Source organism: Enterococcus sp. DIV0421 (assembly GCF_051713745.1).
In the GTDB taxonomy this organism is placed as follows: Bacteria; Bacillota; Bacilli; order Lactobacillales; family Enterococcaceae; genus Enterococcus_D; species Enterococcus_D casseliflavus.
In genome coordinates, this window is the sequence record NZ_JBIOQM010000001.1 from 1,334,771 (window position 1) to 1,349,037 (window position 14,267).

Here is a 14,267-nt window from a genome sequence, read left to right on the forward strand (position 1 = left end):
GTAATGAAAATTAGAGGAGGAAACACTATGCAAACAATCATACTCAATAATGGTGTCACCATGCCGCAACTAGGATTTGGCGTTTATCAAATTCCTTTGGAAGAAACAGCTGAAGCTGTTTACCAAGCAATCAAAGCTGGGTATCGCCTGATCGACACTGCTTCTATTTATGGAAATGAAAAAGAAACCGGCGAGGGAATCAAGCGTGCTATCAGTGAAGGTCTAGTCACTCGAGAACAACTTTTTGTTACCTCTAAATTATTTATTCTCCAAGCTTCCGAAGATAAAGCTAAAGAAACGATTGAGCATTCGCTTGAAACAATGGGATTGACTTATCTTGATCTCTACCTTATTCACCAACCATATGGAGATATTTATGGTGCTTGGCGCTCAATGGTTGCTGCTCAAAAAACAGGGAAATTACGTACAATTGGCGTTTCAAATTTCAAATCAGCTAAGATGATCGAGTTTGTCGGCTTGAATGAGGTGAAACCTCAAATCAATCAAATCGAAGTGAACCCTTGGAATCAACGAGTGGAAGATCAGGAATGGCATGAAAAATACGACGTTCAAGTTGAAGCTTGGGCACCTTTTGCAGAAGGACGCCATGACCTATTTACCAATCCGACATTAGCAGAAATTGGCAAGCAATATGGCAAAACGGTTGGTCAAGTTGTGCTTCGCTGGTTGATGCAAAGAGGGATCGTCGCTTTAGCAAAAACAGTTCGTCCAGAACGGATGGCTGAAAACATTGCTATTTTTGACTTTGAGCTTTCCCAGGAAGACATTGAAAAAATAGCCGCTTTAGATAAAAAAGAGTCCGCATTCTTTGACCACGATGCCCCCCAACAAGTGGAATGGTTTATGAATCGAATGTTAGATACTGAAAACTAATAGGGTTTTTATTGAAGGAAACCAATACAAGTCCGCTTCCGTTTCGAAAGGAAGCGGACTTGTATTGGTTCTTACTGAGTTGTATCTTGTCTCTTTTCATGGTAATTCTTACAAAATTTTTGGAAATTCTGCCTTGATCAAGTAACTGAAGAATCCATCGATTAAACTCATTTCTCTGGAGCACTGTGCTTGTAGCTAAAAAACGGACAGTGTTCTGTTACGCTCGCTCTTAAAATCTCTATTGTACGATTTCTATTTACTACTCCCTATTTATCAAAGACAATGATCTTTTTGCCAGTATTTCCGCCTGCTTGGAAATCAAGGTGAGCTTGCTTGATTGCTTCTAATTCAAAGGGATATGTCTTGTCTACAAGGACATCTAGTTTTCCTTGCGCATAAAGATCAATGACTTTTTCCAGCTCTTCAACAGTCATGAACCCCATAGAATACATACCAGTAATTCCTCTACGCTCCGTTTCTTCTTGGTTGATTGGCGCATGAACAGAAGTGACGCGCCCGCCTTTTTTGATTACTTGATAACTGTTCTCCAATGTTTTAGGACCAGTTAAATTAACCACTAAATCGGCATTAGAAACCAATTTTGTGAAATCTTCTGTTTGATAATCGATCGTTTCATCTGCCCCTAACTCCTTCATATAGTCAGCTTGTTCAGCGCTGCCTGTTGCTATGACATACGCCCCGGCATGTTTTGCCAGCTGAACAGCTTTAGACCCGACACCGCCAGCACCGCCATGAATCAGCACTTTTTGTCCAGCTTTTGCTTGACCATCACGAATGGTTGCACCATAAGCTGTGGCTACGCCAAGGAAAAATCCACCTAACGGCACCAAGACCAGCTCCTTCGGTACAGCAGCAACAACTGCTGACTCGTCTAACAAAATGTATTCAGAATATGTACTCATAAACGCCATCCCAACCACATGATCACCTACTGAAAAGCGGGTCACATCATCTCCGACAGCTGTTACGATACCAGAAAAGTCTTGTCCCAAAGAGTGTGGAAGCACAGGTTTCAATTCTTTTGGCATCGTTGGAAATGGTCCATTCGCACGAATAACAATATCAGGATCATTCACGCCGATCGCTGCGGTTTTGATCACAATTTGTTTAGCAGCTGGCTCAGGGATAGCAGTTTCAACCATTTGCATAACATCTACAGAGCCATATTGATTCAGTATCATTTTTTTCATAAAAAAAACCTTCTTTCTTAAGATGATTTCATTATGACCTGTTACCTCAATAATAAAAAGTACCATATTTTTTGATAGGTACTATCGTTTTCAATAGATTTGTGTAATCATACGGATTTCAGGCACAAAAAAAATCCTTGAACGCTTCAAGGATTGACTACTTTTTCGTTTTCTGACTCATAGGTAGAAGCAAATGTTTCTAAGGCATCCAAAACTGGCATGAATTTATGCCCCATTTCGGTCAGTGAGTATTCAACTTTTGGCGGCACTTGCGGATAGACTTCACGATGAATGAGGCCATAGCTTTCAAGCATGCGCAATTCCTTTGTCGAATTTGCTTGGGTCACCATGGGCATTTTACGACTAAGCGCACCGAAACGAAGCGTTTTGTGCCGTAAAAAGGACAAGATGACCATGGACCACTTGCCGCGTACGACCTTCTGGACGCTAGCCACTGGGCATTCTACAAATAATTCAGTTTCTTCTGTTTGCTGCATCACTACTTCCTCCTATTCGCTCACTTTTGCTGCGGTCTTTCATATCAGCAATACTACCGAAATGATGACGACATACGAAAACATGAAGTATAGACATCAGTATATAACGACTGCAAAAAATAGCAAGCCCGTAACGCTTATCTGAACTCTCAAATCGGCTTCAATCAACCTAATTTTAGAGCTTCTAGGCGTACAACCAAGCCATCCTCAATTCCTTTACGCTTATAGGCAGTCACTGCACAGTAATTTTTATATCAAGATGGTTGCTGCCAGCACAACGAAAGAAGAGACGACATGCGCAATAATCGGTTCTCCACTATTATCTCTGCATCAAAGGCTACCCCTTTATTTCAATTAAATGATAGAAAGAGTGATCAAGGCAATCCCAAAAGTGATTCCATCTAGAACAAACCATTCTTTTTTACCTTGAGACGCCTTGGTAGCAATCAAACAACTTACTCCATAAAGAATCAATAGAATTCCTATGTTTAGGGGAAAAGATAACCAAGCTGTTAGGGCATTAACAAATAAGAGAAGCATCAATGGTAAAATATAAAATAATGCATACCACTTTTTTAAATAGTGCGGCAGCTTCTGGTAATTTGAATACATCTATTTATCCTCACAATTCATTTCATATTGGTCATTTATTTCTGATATGAGCAGTAAGTACTTTCGTTATAAAATGAGACAAAACAAAGCTTAGGATGATAATCCCAAAAGTAATAGCAAAAGATAAAATCGTATTCTCAAGTAAATTAGCAAATAAGGGCAGCTTAATATACAAATAACACCCAATTGCCGCAATAATACTACCTGCTAAATAGAAACAAAGCATTTCAGCGACTGTTTTTGAAGAATGAATGTTTCGATCAACTGATGAAAAGTCGCCATTTTGAAAAGGTATTGGTGATCCAGTTTGTGAAGGATCAGATTTTGTATTCATTACGTTAAAGGAATTACTAGATAGATTGCTAATTGAATGTTGTTTTCGATTCTTTTCGTGATTGTTCATAGCTATTCAGACCTGCTTCCCTAAAAAAATTCATTATTTTCAATTCCTTCAAAATAATCTCAATGCCATGATTTCATGCATTTGTGCTATTGCATCTATTCAAAAAACTCTATATTTTCAAAACCAAGTCGAATCAACAGCACGTTGTAGGGTCATCGGTCCATGTTTTGCTTCATATATAAAATCTTTTGACTGTAATCCAGTACGCTCCTTAAAAATTTTCTCAAACATAGAAGAATCGTTAATGGGATCGTCATTGTGTGTCAAAGTCAATATATAGTGTTTCTCTTTTGGTTTACTCCAGACCCCCATATTACTTAAAGAAGCTAAATCAAGCGGTGGAGTATTAGAAGATAAATTAATCGTATACTGGCGTCTATGCAAAACATCATTTATTTTCATAAAGCACTTCCTTAATTAGTTAGTATTTCCTCAAACATTACAGATCCAAACAAACAATAGTTACCTTTTCATTCAAATACAAACGTACATCATATTATATTGCGTTCCTCTTAAGCATTTTTTCAAGATAAGCTTCAGTTCTTCCTATCTCTAAAATAACAAAAAACCAAATAACCACTCGAGCATACTAACAAAGGAAGCCCGACATAGAGCATACCAGTTCCTAATGGATAATTAATAGCAAGATCAAGTTGGATATTCTTAAGTTCTTCTTTGCTGATTGTGTCAAAATCTTGAATAGGGATCAAAATCGTCTGTAAAAAAAAGCCAACGACCGTGATAAAAAGACTGAAACAAAAAACGCCGAGTGCAAATTTTTTCATAAGGGTCCTCTTTTCAGCATACACTTTCTTACTGTATGTTCTTATTATACATACCAACCATTAAAAAAAGAACCTTAAATTATTTTTTAACATTAATTTTACAACAATAAAAAGAAAATGAATCAGGTAAACAAAAAATTGACAAGACTCAATTAGTACTATATAGTTCTATTATGACAAATTATAAACATTCAAATAAAAACCGAGTGATCGAAACAGCCGCCAGCCTTTTTCTCAAAGTCGGCTACACGTATACCAGTATGGATGAGGTCGTGCAGCAAAGCGGTGTGTCAAAATCAAATGTCTATTACCACTTCTCAAGCAAGGAGGAATTATTACTAGCAGTGATTGATTTTTGGATCACTGTATACCGAGAAAAACTAGCAGACATTTTGAAACAGACCAATCTAACTTTGGAAGAAAAAATGCTGACCTTTCTAGAAAGTTTAGCTGAAGAAATTGAAGAGCGGGACTATCAAGGCAGCTGTCCCTTCATTACTTTCATTATGCAAGCACCGAAAAATGATCGGCTGGTCCAAGAAAAAATCAATCATTTTTTTGATTATTTAACGCGTATCTGCGAGGGATTGATTCAAGAAGGAATAAATACTAAAGCATTTCGTGAAGACATCAACGTCAAAGAAACGGCGGAGATTTTTGTGAATAACCTTGAAGGGGCACTCTTTTTAGCAGAAGTAAAAAAAGAGAGTCAGTATCTCACTACTACAGCCAAAAATTTATTTAAATTACTCGTTTAAGAGTAATTTTTTTATATAAAATTAGGACTAAATAGTTCTAAAAAAGGAGAAAATAATGAATATTTTAATTATCGGGGCAACTGGGTTTATTGGCAAAGAAATCGTCAAACAACTCGCAAGGGAAGATGTTTTCTTAACATTACTTGTCAGAAATCCAGCGAAAGCAAGACCATTGCAAGCATTAGCCCCTGAAAAAATAGTGTTGGTAACAGGCGATTTAACAAAAGAGAACTTAGGCTTAAATGCGATCGACCAAGAACGAGTGATGAACTGCAACATGATTCTTCACTGCGGCGGTCCGATGGATATCACCTTATCAGAAGTAGCCGCGAAGCGCTCCTTTTTAGAAGGCAGCAAAAACCTCATGACACTTGCAACAGAAATCAACAAGAGAAACAAATTGAAAAAGATCATCCACGTAGCTGGGTACATGAGCCCATTCACGGATGATTCTTCTGTCTGGGAAACGACGGATGTGTTCAAAGAGGTGCATCCAGCGTTACTTGGAACCCCGCCCTATGAGCAGATGAAGTTTTTATCTGATATTTATATTCGACAAGAAGCGAAAAAGCACCATATTCCTTTAGCAGTAATCAATCCGCCAACCGTCATCGGTGATGAGCAAACAGGCAGCACCGAACAGCTCGAAGGCTTTGGCTTATTTATAAAAATAATCCGAAGTGGAGCCTTACCGGTTATCCCCGGAGGAACCGACTATCGACTGCCGTTGATCAATAAAAATGTACTCGCACAATTTATTGTCAAAACCATATTCAATGAGACAAAAGACGAAATGACGTATCCCCTTGTTGCCGATAAACACGCCGATAAAGAGATCGTTCAACTGATGGGACTGATTTCTGAAAGTCTTAATCGAAACAAACCTCGTCTGACTGTTCCTTTTGGTTTACTCAAGTTCGTTATGGCAGCTGGCGGAAGCAAATTAACGGGGATTCCTGAAAGCAGTTTAAACTTTTTAACCAATAGAACGTTTGACAATCGGCTGACAAAACGCGATTTTGAGCCGAAACTGATTAAAAAAATCGCAGCATCAAACATCCCATTAGCAGTAGCTGACATTGATTTTCGCTTGACCTATGGGGAAGAAAGCCTAACACCCTACACACGCATAGCTGTCAACGAAGCGACGGTCTATCAATTGGAGGGCTCTGCTACTCCTCTCGTGCTTTTGCATGGCTTATTTAGCGATGGCACCGATCTCTTTCAACTGGGACTAGCATTGAATAAACAAACAGGCAGAAAAATTATCATTGCAGACTTACCAGGATTCGGAAGATCTCCGTTTATTAAAAAGCAACAGCTGTTGACACCATATCTTGAGTTGATACGCTCACTAAAGAATATCCTGCCTGATGGCTCTGTCTTTATCGGCCATTCTTTTGGTGCTGCCTTGTTACTAACAGCCGCTGAACAGCGCTTCTTTTCAGAGAACGATCAACTGATTCTTTTACAACCACCTGTCCACAAAACCGATTCGGTCCCTGCAACATGGCTCAGTAAACTAGCTTTAAAGCATGTCTCTGAACGACAACTACTCGCCTATTTTACAAAAAAAGGACTGCTGATAGACGAAGCAGCCTCTTCTAGTGAATATTTAAAAAGAGTGAAGAAGAGTGTTCGTTCTTCACGGATAGTCAACACAACACTTCAACTAAATCGGTTGTTAAAAGAAATGACCCTTCACCAAAGAATAGACCCTTCAATTCCGATCATATGGGGAACCGAGGATAAAAGCTATTTACCGCCAAGAGAAACGACTAAAATAGTCGATCTGCCATTGGGTCATCATTTTCCAATCAGCCATCCGCAAGAAACAGCTGATGTGCTGGTAGAGTTGATCGAAGGGTGATTTTAGAGAGGCATGCGATGATTGATCAATTGCGCTAACCTTACTACCGAAAATTCCTACTTAATATAATTAGTTATTGAAAGGTGACCCTCTCTTTGATGAGAATGGTGTCAGTATCTTCTTAACATCCTTCATGTAAGAAGATATGATTCTCTATGAAATAAATTTACATGAAAAATCTATCCATAGCTCTTCTGGCGGCACGGACATCCACACTTGTTAGCTTTCCAGAAGAAACGATTCTATCAGGAGCCTGCTCTACTATTTTTGATGAAAATAGTATCGGAGTCAAAATTGGTATTATGCCAAGAGACTCTTGGTTATCGTTATAAAAAAATCAGATAAACAAAAAGTTAAGATAAGAAAACTATCTAGGATAAGTAAATAAAATGGTATCTATCCACAATAGCTAAGTAATAAAAAAGAAGCTAATTATAAGAAACGATCCTTTGATTAGCTTCTTTCCATGTTAGAGAGAGTAATAAAGCGAATAAATTATACAAGAAATGTAACAAAATCCAGGGTATTATAGTCTTCATTTTTATGGATAAATAAATGGTCTTATGGTCCCGTACACTGTATCGAATGATTTAAAAAAATTTCATAAAGAAATTCGTAAAAGTCATTTCTTAACAGTAAATTTAATAGATTCATCATCTACTTTCTGTTGCTCGGGAGTTGATTTTATGTGACCTACATGGCCTCTGTGAAGGTTTCTCTCTCTAACCTAGTAAGAAAGAGAAACTTGGCTGAAGTCTTTTTCAAATAAAATAAAGTACCCGGAAATAAATCCCGCATACTTTATTTTTTAGACATTACACTTTCTTCGCTTTTCTTTTTTTCCAAAAGAAAATTACACCTGTCAGAAGCACAATTATGACACCTGCTACTAATTCAACTACTGATTTATTTTCATTTGTTTTAGGAAGTGTTACATGTTTCTTACTATCAGGAGTTGTTTTTTTCTGATTCTCTTTCTCTTGTTCTGGTGTCGCATGCGTTGAATCATCTGCAGGTTTTTCTTGGCTAGGTTTTTCTTTTACTGTGACTGTAGCCGTTACCGTAATTCCATCATAACTATACGATACTTCATAGCTACCTGCTTTGCTCGGATCAACTTGACTGGCGTCTACTGTCAAGTCTTCGTACACGACTTTCTTTCCTGCTTTGTCTAATGCATTGTCAAAATTTTCTTTTGCCGTCCATTTATCTCCCACATAAATCGTGGAATCATGGACATTGATGGCTGTCATTTTCTCTTTAACCGTAATGATCGCTGTACTCGTTACACCATCATACGTATAGGTAACTTTGAAGGTTCCTTCTTTACCCATATCTGCTTTGCTAGCATCGACCGTTAGAGCTGAAAAATCAACATTGTTGCCATCTTTATCTAACGCACTATCGAAGTTATCTTCTGCTTCCCAATTATCTCCCACATAAATCGTAGAATCATGGACGTTGACGGCTATCATTTTTTCTTTAACTGTGACAATCGCTTTACTGGTTACACCATCATACGTGTAGGCAACTTCAAAACTGCCTGCTTTACTCATGTCGGCTTTACTGGCATCGACCGTTAGGGCTGAAAAATCAACATCGTTGCCATCTTTGTCTAATGCACTATCGAAATTATCTTCTGCTTCCCAATTATCTCCTACATAGATCGTAGAATCGTGGACATTAACGGCTGTCATTTTCTCTTTGACTGTCACGATCGCTTTACTGGTTATACCATCGTACGTAAAGGTAACTTCAAAGCTGCCTGCTTTACTTGTATCTGCTTGACTCGCATCAACCGTCAGATCTGAAAGTGCAACGTCGTTGCCATCTTTATCTAACGCACCATCGAAATTATCTTTTGCTTCCCAAGTATCTCCTACATAAATCGTGGAGTCATGGACATTGACAGCAGTTTGTTTTTCTTTGACTGTAACAACCGCTGTACTGGTCACACCATCATACGTATAAGTGACTTTAAAGCTGCCTGCTTTACTTGTATCTGCTTGACTCGCATCGACAATCAGATCTTGGAAATCTACTGAATTCCCATCCTTGTCTAATGCGCTATCGAAATTATCTTTCGCTTCCCAGTTATCTCCCACGTAGATCGTAGAATCATGAACATTAACGGCTGTCATTTTCTCTTTGACCGTGATAGTCGCTGTACTCGTTTCACCATCATACGTATACGTGACTTTAAAGCTGCCTGCTTTACTCGTATCTGCTTGACTAGCATCGACAATCAGATCTTGGAAATCTACTGAATTCCCATCCTTGTCTAATGCGCTATCGAAATTATCTTTCGCTTCCCAGTTATCTCCCACGTAGATCGTAGAATCATGAACATTAACGGCTGTCATTTTCTCTTTGACCGTGATAGTCGCTGTACTCGTTTCACCATCATACGTATACGTGACTTTAAAGCTGCCTGCTTTACTCGTATCTGCTTTACTGGCATCGACCGTCAGATCTGAAAGTGCAACATCGTTGCCATCTTTATCTAACGCACTGTCGAAGTTATCTTCTGCTTCCCAATTATCTCCCACATAAATCGTAGAATCATGGACGTTGACGGCTGTCATTTTTTCTTTAACTGTGACAATCGCTGTACTCGTTACACCATCATACGTATAGGTAACTTTAAAGCTGCCTGCTTTACTCGTGTCGGCTTTACTAGCATCGACCGTTAAAGCTGAAAAATCAACATCGTTGCCATCTTTGTCTAACGCACTATCGAAATTATCTTCTGCTTCCCAGTTATCCCCCACGTAGATCGTGGAATCGTGGACATTGACGGCTGTCATTTTTTCTTTGACTGTAACAATCGCTGTACTCGTTACACCATCATACGTGTACTTGACTTCAAAGGTCCCTGCTTTACTTGTGTCGGCTTTACTAGCATCGACCGTCAGATCTGAAAGTGCAACGTCGTTACCATCTTTATCTAACGCACTATCGAAATTATCTTCTGCTTGCCATGAATCACCCACATAAATCGTGGAATCATGGACGTTGACGGCTGTCATTTTTTCTTTGACCGTAATGATCGCTGTACTCGTTACACCATCGTACGTATAGGTGACTTCAAAAGTACCTGCTTTATTTGTTTCTGCTTTACTAGCATCGACCGTCAGTTCTTGGAAATCTATCGGATTACCATCTTTATCCAACGCACTATCGAAGTTATCCTCTGCTTCCCAGCTATCCCCCACGTAGATCGTTGAATCATGGACGTTCACCGCAGTTTGTTTTTCTTTGACCGTAACAATCGCTGTACTGGTTACACCATCGTACGTATACGTGACGTCAAAACTGCCGGCTTTACTCGTATCTGCTTTACTGGCATCGACCGTTAGGGCTGAAAAATCAACATCGTTGCCATCTTTGTCTAATGCACTCTCAAAATTATCCTCTGCTTCCCATGGATCACCCACATAGATTGTTGAGTCAGAGACATTTATGGCGGTCAGCCGAGGCTTAACAACTATTGTTGCATCCTTGGTTAGATTATTGAGAGTATAACGAACCGTATAAGTACCCGCTGTCTGTGTGTCTACTGTACCAGAGACAATCCCGCCGTTTGCCAAAAATTCCTCATAAGTTAGCTGTTTCCCTTCTTTTGATGAAGCCTCGATAAAGTTATCGATCGGTGACCATGTGTCCTGTGTATGAATAGTACTATCTTTAATCAAAATATCGGTATAATCAATTTGCACTTTCTGATAAACATAGGTAACAGTAAATTCACCACGTTGAAATACTCCAATAGCATTAGAAGGCAACTTACTTGTGTCTAGCTCATATCCTGGAATTTGTGGAATATAGTCGCTAGTTGAAACGTTATAGGGCTGATTTCTACTATCATCAATTCGACGTGAAGGGTAGATTTCATGACCTGATTCATCTACATACTGAATAGTTAAGTGGCTGTTTGTAAAACGGATATTGTATGCAGCTGTAAATAGGTCATTCCCGTTAGCATCTTTGTAAGGAATAACCACAGTAAACCCAAAATATTCATAATCATCAGGGCTCCAACCTTGAGTGAAATTACTCCATGACATTTGTAAAGTGTTCACTCCTATTACTGGATTGCTATGTGATGAACCTGTCATGAAATATTGCTGATCCGATTTGTACTCGTAAAAATTTCCGTCATCTCCACCTAACAGAAGACGAAAATATAGTTCATCCTGTATATATTTTTCAGGAATGGGTAAATCGATTACCAAAGATTTAAACTTAAGAGGATCATATTCGACTGTTAAATCATAAGTGAACGTTTCTGAAGCTTCCATTGGAGCCATAAGCATCTTTGAGTCTTTTTTATGTATTTGATTCTGGTCAGCATTATCTTTCATACTTTCACTCGTATTGGATTCAGATGACTGGCTTTCAGATAGTTCTTTACTGTTATCCGATTGCTCCTCATTCATAGCAGCATCATCTTCTAGACTGCTTGACGTTTCATTCTCCAAAAGGTTTTCATTAGCTTCACTTTCAGAAAATACATCTTTGTTATCAGGCGACGGTTCCTGATTTTCACTTTTTTCAAAGCTGTTCAAAGGTTCCGATAAAAGATTGGCAGCTTCTTGTTCCTGAGCGGGTGCTATTCCGAGCGTATCTGTCAATGCTTGTACTGGATTCATTACAATTGACCCAAACAATAATCCAACTAAAAAAAGGTGCATATGTTTATTTTTCATTTTTTCTCCTCATTTCGATTTAACAAACGGCATCTTAGCATTAAACTACGGCATTTTAATTTATTAAAAAAAAGCACCTAACAACGGTTATTACATAAAATTATTTGCTAAATGCTATGATTTATAATGTCTATATCACAAGTGCGTAACCTACAATTCAAGGGAGGCTTACTATCTATTATTTCTTCATCTTAACCATCTCATCCTTATAATTATATAATCCAAAACTATAAACGTACTTTTTCTATTATCCTTTTTTTTTGTGCATAGGAATTTCTATTTTTTTCATGGAACTAAAATATTAGAACTGCAGACTTTGGATGCTTCTCACTAGAGAACTGACATTTTGGTATAACAGTGTACGAGAATTGTGTTTTAGAAGAAGATATATTCCATATTTTTTCATAAGCTATTGACTGTGTGGTTACCCGACACGATATACTTATCCTCAGGAGGCTACTTATGAAATTACTTACAACAAGTGAACTAGCATCATTGTTTTCTATTTCGAAACACACCATTCGACACTATATTGATATCGAATTGCTCACACCAAAGGAACGGAATGAAAACGGGTATTTTTTCTTTGATGAAGAAAATGTCTACAAACTCTATCAGATTCTCGTTTTTAAAAATATTGGTTACTCGCTTCGTTCCATCAAAACCATTTTGACCCAATCAAACATGGCACCTTTTTTTACTGAAGCCGAACAAACGATCCAAAAAAAGATCGATGAATTGCTGGCTATAAAAAATACCGTACACGCCGTTATCGAAGCCCAAAATTCCTACAAGTTAAACGAAATAAGTTTCTTCGAGAGGTCCGATCGTTATTTTCATTCTTTTCCAGAATCAGTTGTGGAAAATGGCGAGGTGGATTTGATAAAAGCCAATAATATGAATCTATCCTCTCTCGATCAAATTTTTTATGTTCATCGTGAAAATGAAGATATCCCTTGTCTTGAAAGTAAAAAGGAAGAAGGGGAATTTGCTTTTACTAAAGGGACTTATGCAAGTATGAGTTTTATCGTGGAGACGGAAGATTGTATCAAACAAAATATCGACCTTTTTTTAACGGACAAACTGCTGTCTGTCAGAGATATTTCTCAAAATCAACTCTTATTTTTTGAAAACGTCTATTGCTCATTAGCCTATAACAACACCACTATTTTTACTGTAGAAATGAAATTGTGAAAGAAGGAATCTATTATGTATTTAGTAACAACCGAGACCATTGCAGACCAAAAAATCAGTGAAGTAAAAGGAGCTATTTTTAATGAACAAGTGATTTCCGTGAACATCGTAATGGATGCCATAAGTGGGATAAAAGGGATATTTGGTGGAAAATCTACTACCTATTCTGATGAATATTCTAAAGGAAGAAAGTTAGCTCTCGTGGAATTGAAAGAACAAGCGCATCGCTTATCGGCAAACGCCATAGTCAATACGCGTATCAGCTACAATCAATTTGTAAATTCAGATATTATGTTAATTGTGGTGACAGCCAGCGGAACAGCCGTTGTTGTTGAAGACTAGAGAATTCTGTATGTTTCTATAAAAAGCGGTTCAAAATAAAGAAAGCACGGTGCGGATCACCGTGATCTGATTTATTTTCATTGCGCTTAAAAGATCATTTATTTCATTAAAAAAGCGACCGCATAAAAACGGTCACTTCTGAGGTCAAATGAAAAATTCTACTAAGCCTTTTGTTTTTTCCGATTTAAACGATGCTCATTTACTACAAAACCAACTATCCCTAGCAATATAGCTACAACAGAAACGATTAAATCATAGACAGTCAAGTCATGAAATCTAAGAACCGGCGCTACCAAAGTAACGAGGCTAAACAAAAACACCCGTTCACTTTTATGAAGATTTGGTTCATAAGTCATACTTGTCCAAGTGACACCAATAACGTTGTGACGAAGCAAAGACCCCCATAAAATGACCAGTACGAGGAAAGTGAGAATGATCATAAGTATCGCCGTTATGCCATAGTACTTCACTTGTCGTATAAGTGAGGACACTATAGCCAAAAGTAAATAAAGACCCACCAATCCTAACCGCCGCTTCTTTTTGATAGTATTCATAGTCACACCCCCTCTAGACAAGATTTAAATAAATAACCAGAAAAATGACGAAACAAGTGACGGTCAGTTCGATTATATTTTCTGTACGTCTCGTACGGTTCTTTAAAAAAATACCCGGAGCAGTCGAAGAAAATTGGGAGCGATATTTTTGGGGGATAAAAAATCCTACTAATATTCCTACTAGGACCAAGTAGAAGGGCCAGTTCGGTGAGATCCCGCGATTAAGAAAAGCCATGGCGAATGCAATCACGTAAATCACTACCTGAATAACCGTAATACTGTAAACCTTTTTTAAATCTTTCGACATCGTTGTGCCCTCCAGTAGAAGAAAAAAATCTTGATTGTAATAGAAGTGCTACGGCGTAACCGAGTTTTATAAAACTAACTGACCAGATTACAACATCCTTTTCAACCGCATAAGCTGTCAATGAAGCGAAT

General features: G+C 38.2%; 14 protein-coding genes. 5 read left to right on the forward strand and 9 right to left on the reverse strand.

From position 1 onward, the window contains the following. The first annotated feature begins 27 nt into the window (after window positions 1–27). Window positions 28–894 carry an aldo/keto reductase gene (locus tag IGI96_RS06570; RefSeq protein WP_034858704.1) on the forward strand — a complete coding sequence of 289 codons (867 nt, stop codon included), beginning with the start codon at window positions 28–30 and terminating at the stop codon, window positions 892–894. Window positions 895–1,160: 266 nt separating this feature from the next. Here IGI96_RS06570 and IGI96_RS06575 read toward each other — a convergent pair whose 3' ends face one another. The 6 genes from IGI96_RS06575 to IGI96_RS06600 all read right to left on the reverse strand — a co-directional run bounded on the left by IGI96_RS06575 (window position 1,161) and on the right by IGI96_RS06600 (window position 4,402). After that, entirely contained in the window at window positions 1,161–2,105 is a 945-nt protein-coding gene (locus IGI96_RS06575) for an NADP-dependent oxidoreductase (protein WP_086338781.1), read from the reverse strand. A gap of 146 nt (window positions 2,106–2,251) precedes the next feature. Next, complete coding sequence (locus tag IGI96_RS06580; RefSeq protein WP_086338782.1) at window positions 2,252–2,602, reverse strand: winged helix-turn-helix transcriptional regulator; 351 nt, start codon at window positions 2,600–2,602, stop codon at window positions 2,252–2,254. Between the two features lie 354 nt (window positions 2,603–2,956). Continuing rightward, on the reverse strand, window positions 2,957–3,214 hold the full coding sequence (locus IGI96_RS06585) for a hypothetical protein (protein WP_086338783.1): 258 nt from the start codon (window positions 3,212–3,214) through the stop codon (window positions 2,957–2,959). A gap of 31 nt (window positions 3,215–3,245) precedes the next feature. Continuing rightward, complete coding sequence (locus tag IGI96_RS06590; protein WP_005230536.1) at window positions 3,246–3,617, reverse strand: hypothetical protein; 372 nt, start codon at window positions 3,615–3,617, stop codon at window positions 3,246–3,248. Window positions 3,618–3,734: 117 nt separating this feature from the next. Continuing rightward, window positions 3,735–4,019, reverse strand: a complete 285-nt coding sequence (locus IGI96_RS06595) for a hypothetical protein (protein WP_086338784.1) — start codon at window positions 4,017–4,019, stop codon at window positions 3,735–3,737. Window positions 4,020–4,153: 134 nt separating this feature from the next. Next, entirely contained in the window at window positions 4,154–4,402 is a 249-nt protein-coding gene (locus IGI96_RS06600) for a hypothetical protein (protein WP_086338785.1), read from the reverse strand. 173 nt (window positions 4,403–4,575) lie between these two features. Between IGI96_RS06600 and IGI96_RS06605 the strand changes: the two genes are divergently transcribed. Together IGI96_RS06605 and IGI96_RS06610 are read left to right on the forward strand one after the other, a co-directional pair. Then, a complete protein-coding gene (locus IGI96_RS06605) occupies window positions 4,576–5,160 on the forward strand; it encodes a TetR/AcrR family transcriptional regulator (protein ID WP_086338786.1) in 585 nt (194 codons plus the stop codon). 55 nt (window positions 5,161–5,215) lie between these two features. Next, a complete protein-coding gene (locus IGI96_RS06610) occupies window positions 5,216–7,030 on the forward strand; it encodes an alpha/beta fold hydrolase (RefSeq protein ID WP_086338787.1) in 1,815 nt (604 codons plus the stop codon). A gap of 815 nt (window positions 7,031–7,845) precedes the next feature. Here IGI96_RS06610 and IGI96_RS06615 read toward each other — a convergent pair. Next, on the reverse strand, window positions 7,846–11,739 hold the full coding sequence (locus IGI96_RS06615; protein ID WP_438713264.1) for a bacterial Ig-like domain-containing protein: 3,894 nt from the start codon (window positions 11,737–11,739) through the stop codon (window positions 7,846–7,848). A 462-nt stretch (window positions 11,740–12,201) separates the two neighbouring features. On the opposite strand from IGI96_RS06615, the gene IGI96_RS06620 reads away from it, so the two are divergent. Together IGI96_RS06620 and IGI96_RS06625 are read left to right on the forward strand one after the other, a co-directional pair. Then, entirely contained in the window at window positions 12,202–12,933 is a 732-nt protein-coding gene (locus IGI96_RS06620) for a MerR family transcriptional regulator (RefSeq protein ID WP_086338789.1), read from the forward strand. 15 nt (window positions 12,934–12,948) lie between these two features. Beyond that, window positions 12,949–13,275, forward strand: coding sequence for a YbjQ family protein (locus IGI96_RS06625; RefSeq protein ID WP_086338790.1), 327 nt, complete (start codon window positions 12,949–12,951; stop codon window positions 13,273–13,275). Window positions 13,276–13,436: 161 nt separating this feature from the next. Here IGI96_RS06625 and IGI96_RS06630 read toward each other — a convergent pair whose 3' ends face one another. Both IGI96_RS06630 and IGI96_RS06635 read right to left on the reverse strand, forming a co-directional pair. Further along, window positions 13,437–13,829: a hypothetical protein gene (locus IGI96_RS06630; protein ID WP_086338791.1), complete on the reverse strand. Its 393-nt coding sequence runs from the start codon at window positions 13,827–13,829 to the stop codon at window positions 13,437–13,439. A gap of 13 nt (window positions 13,830–13,842) precedes the next feature. Continuing rightward, on the reverse strand, window positions 13,843–14,136 hold the full coding sequence (locus tag IGI96_RS06635) for a hypothetical protein (RefSeq protein ID WP_086338792.1): 294 nt from the start codon (window positions 14,134–14,136) through the stop codon (window positions 13,843–13,845). Between the last annotated feature and the right edge of the window lie 131 nt (window positions 14,137–14,267).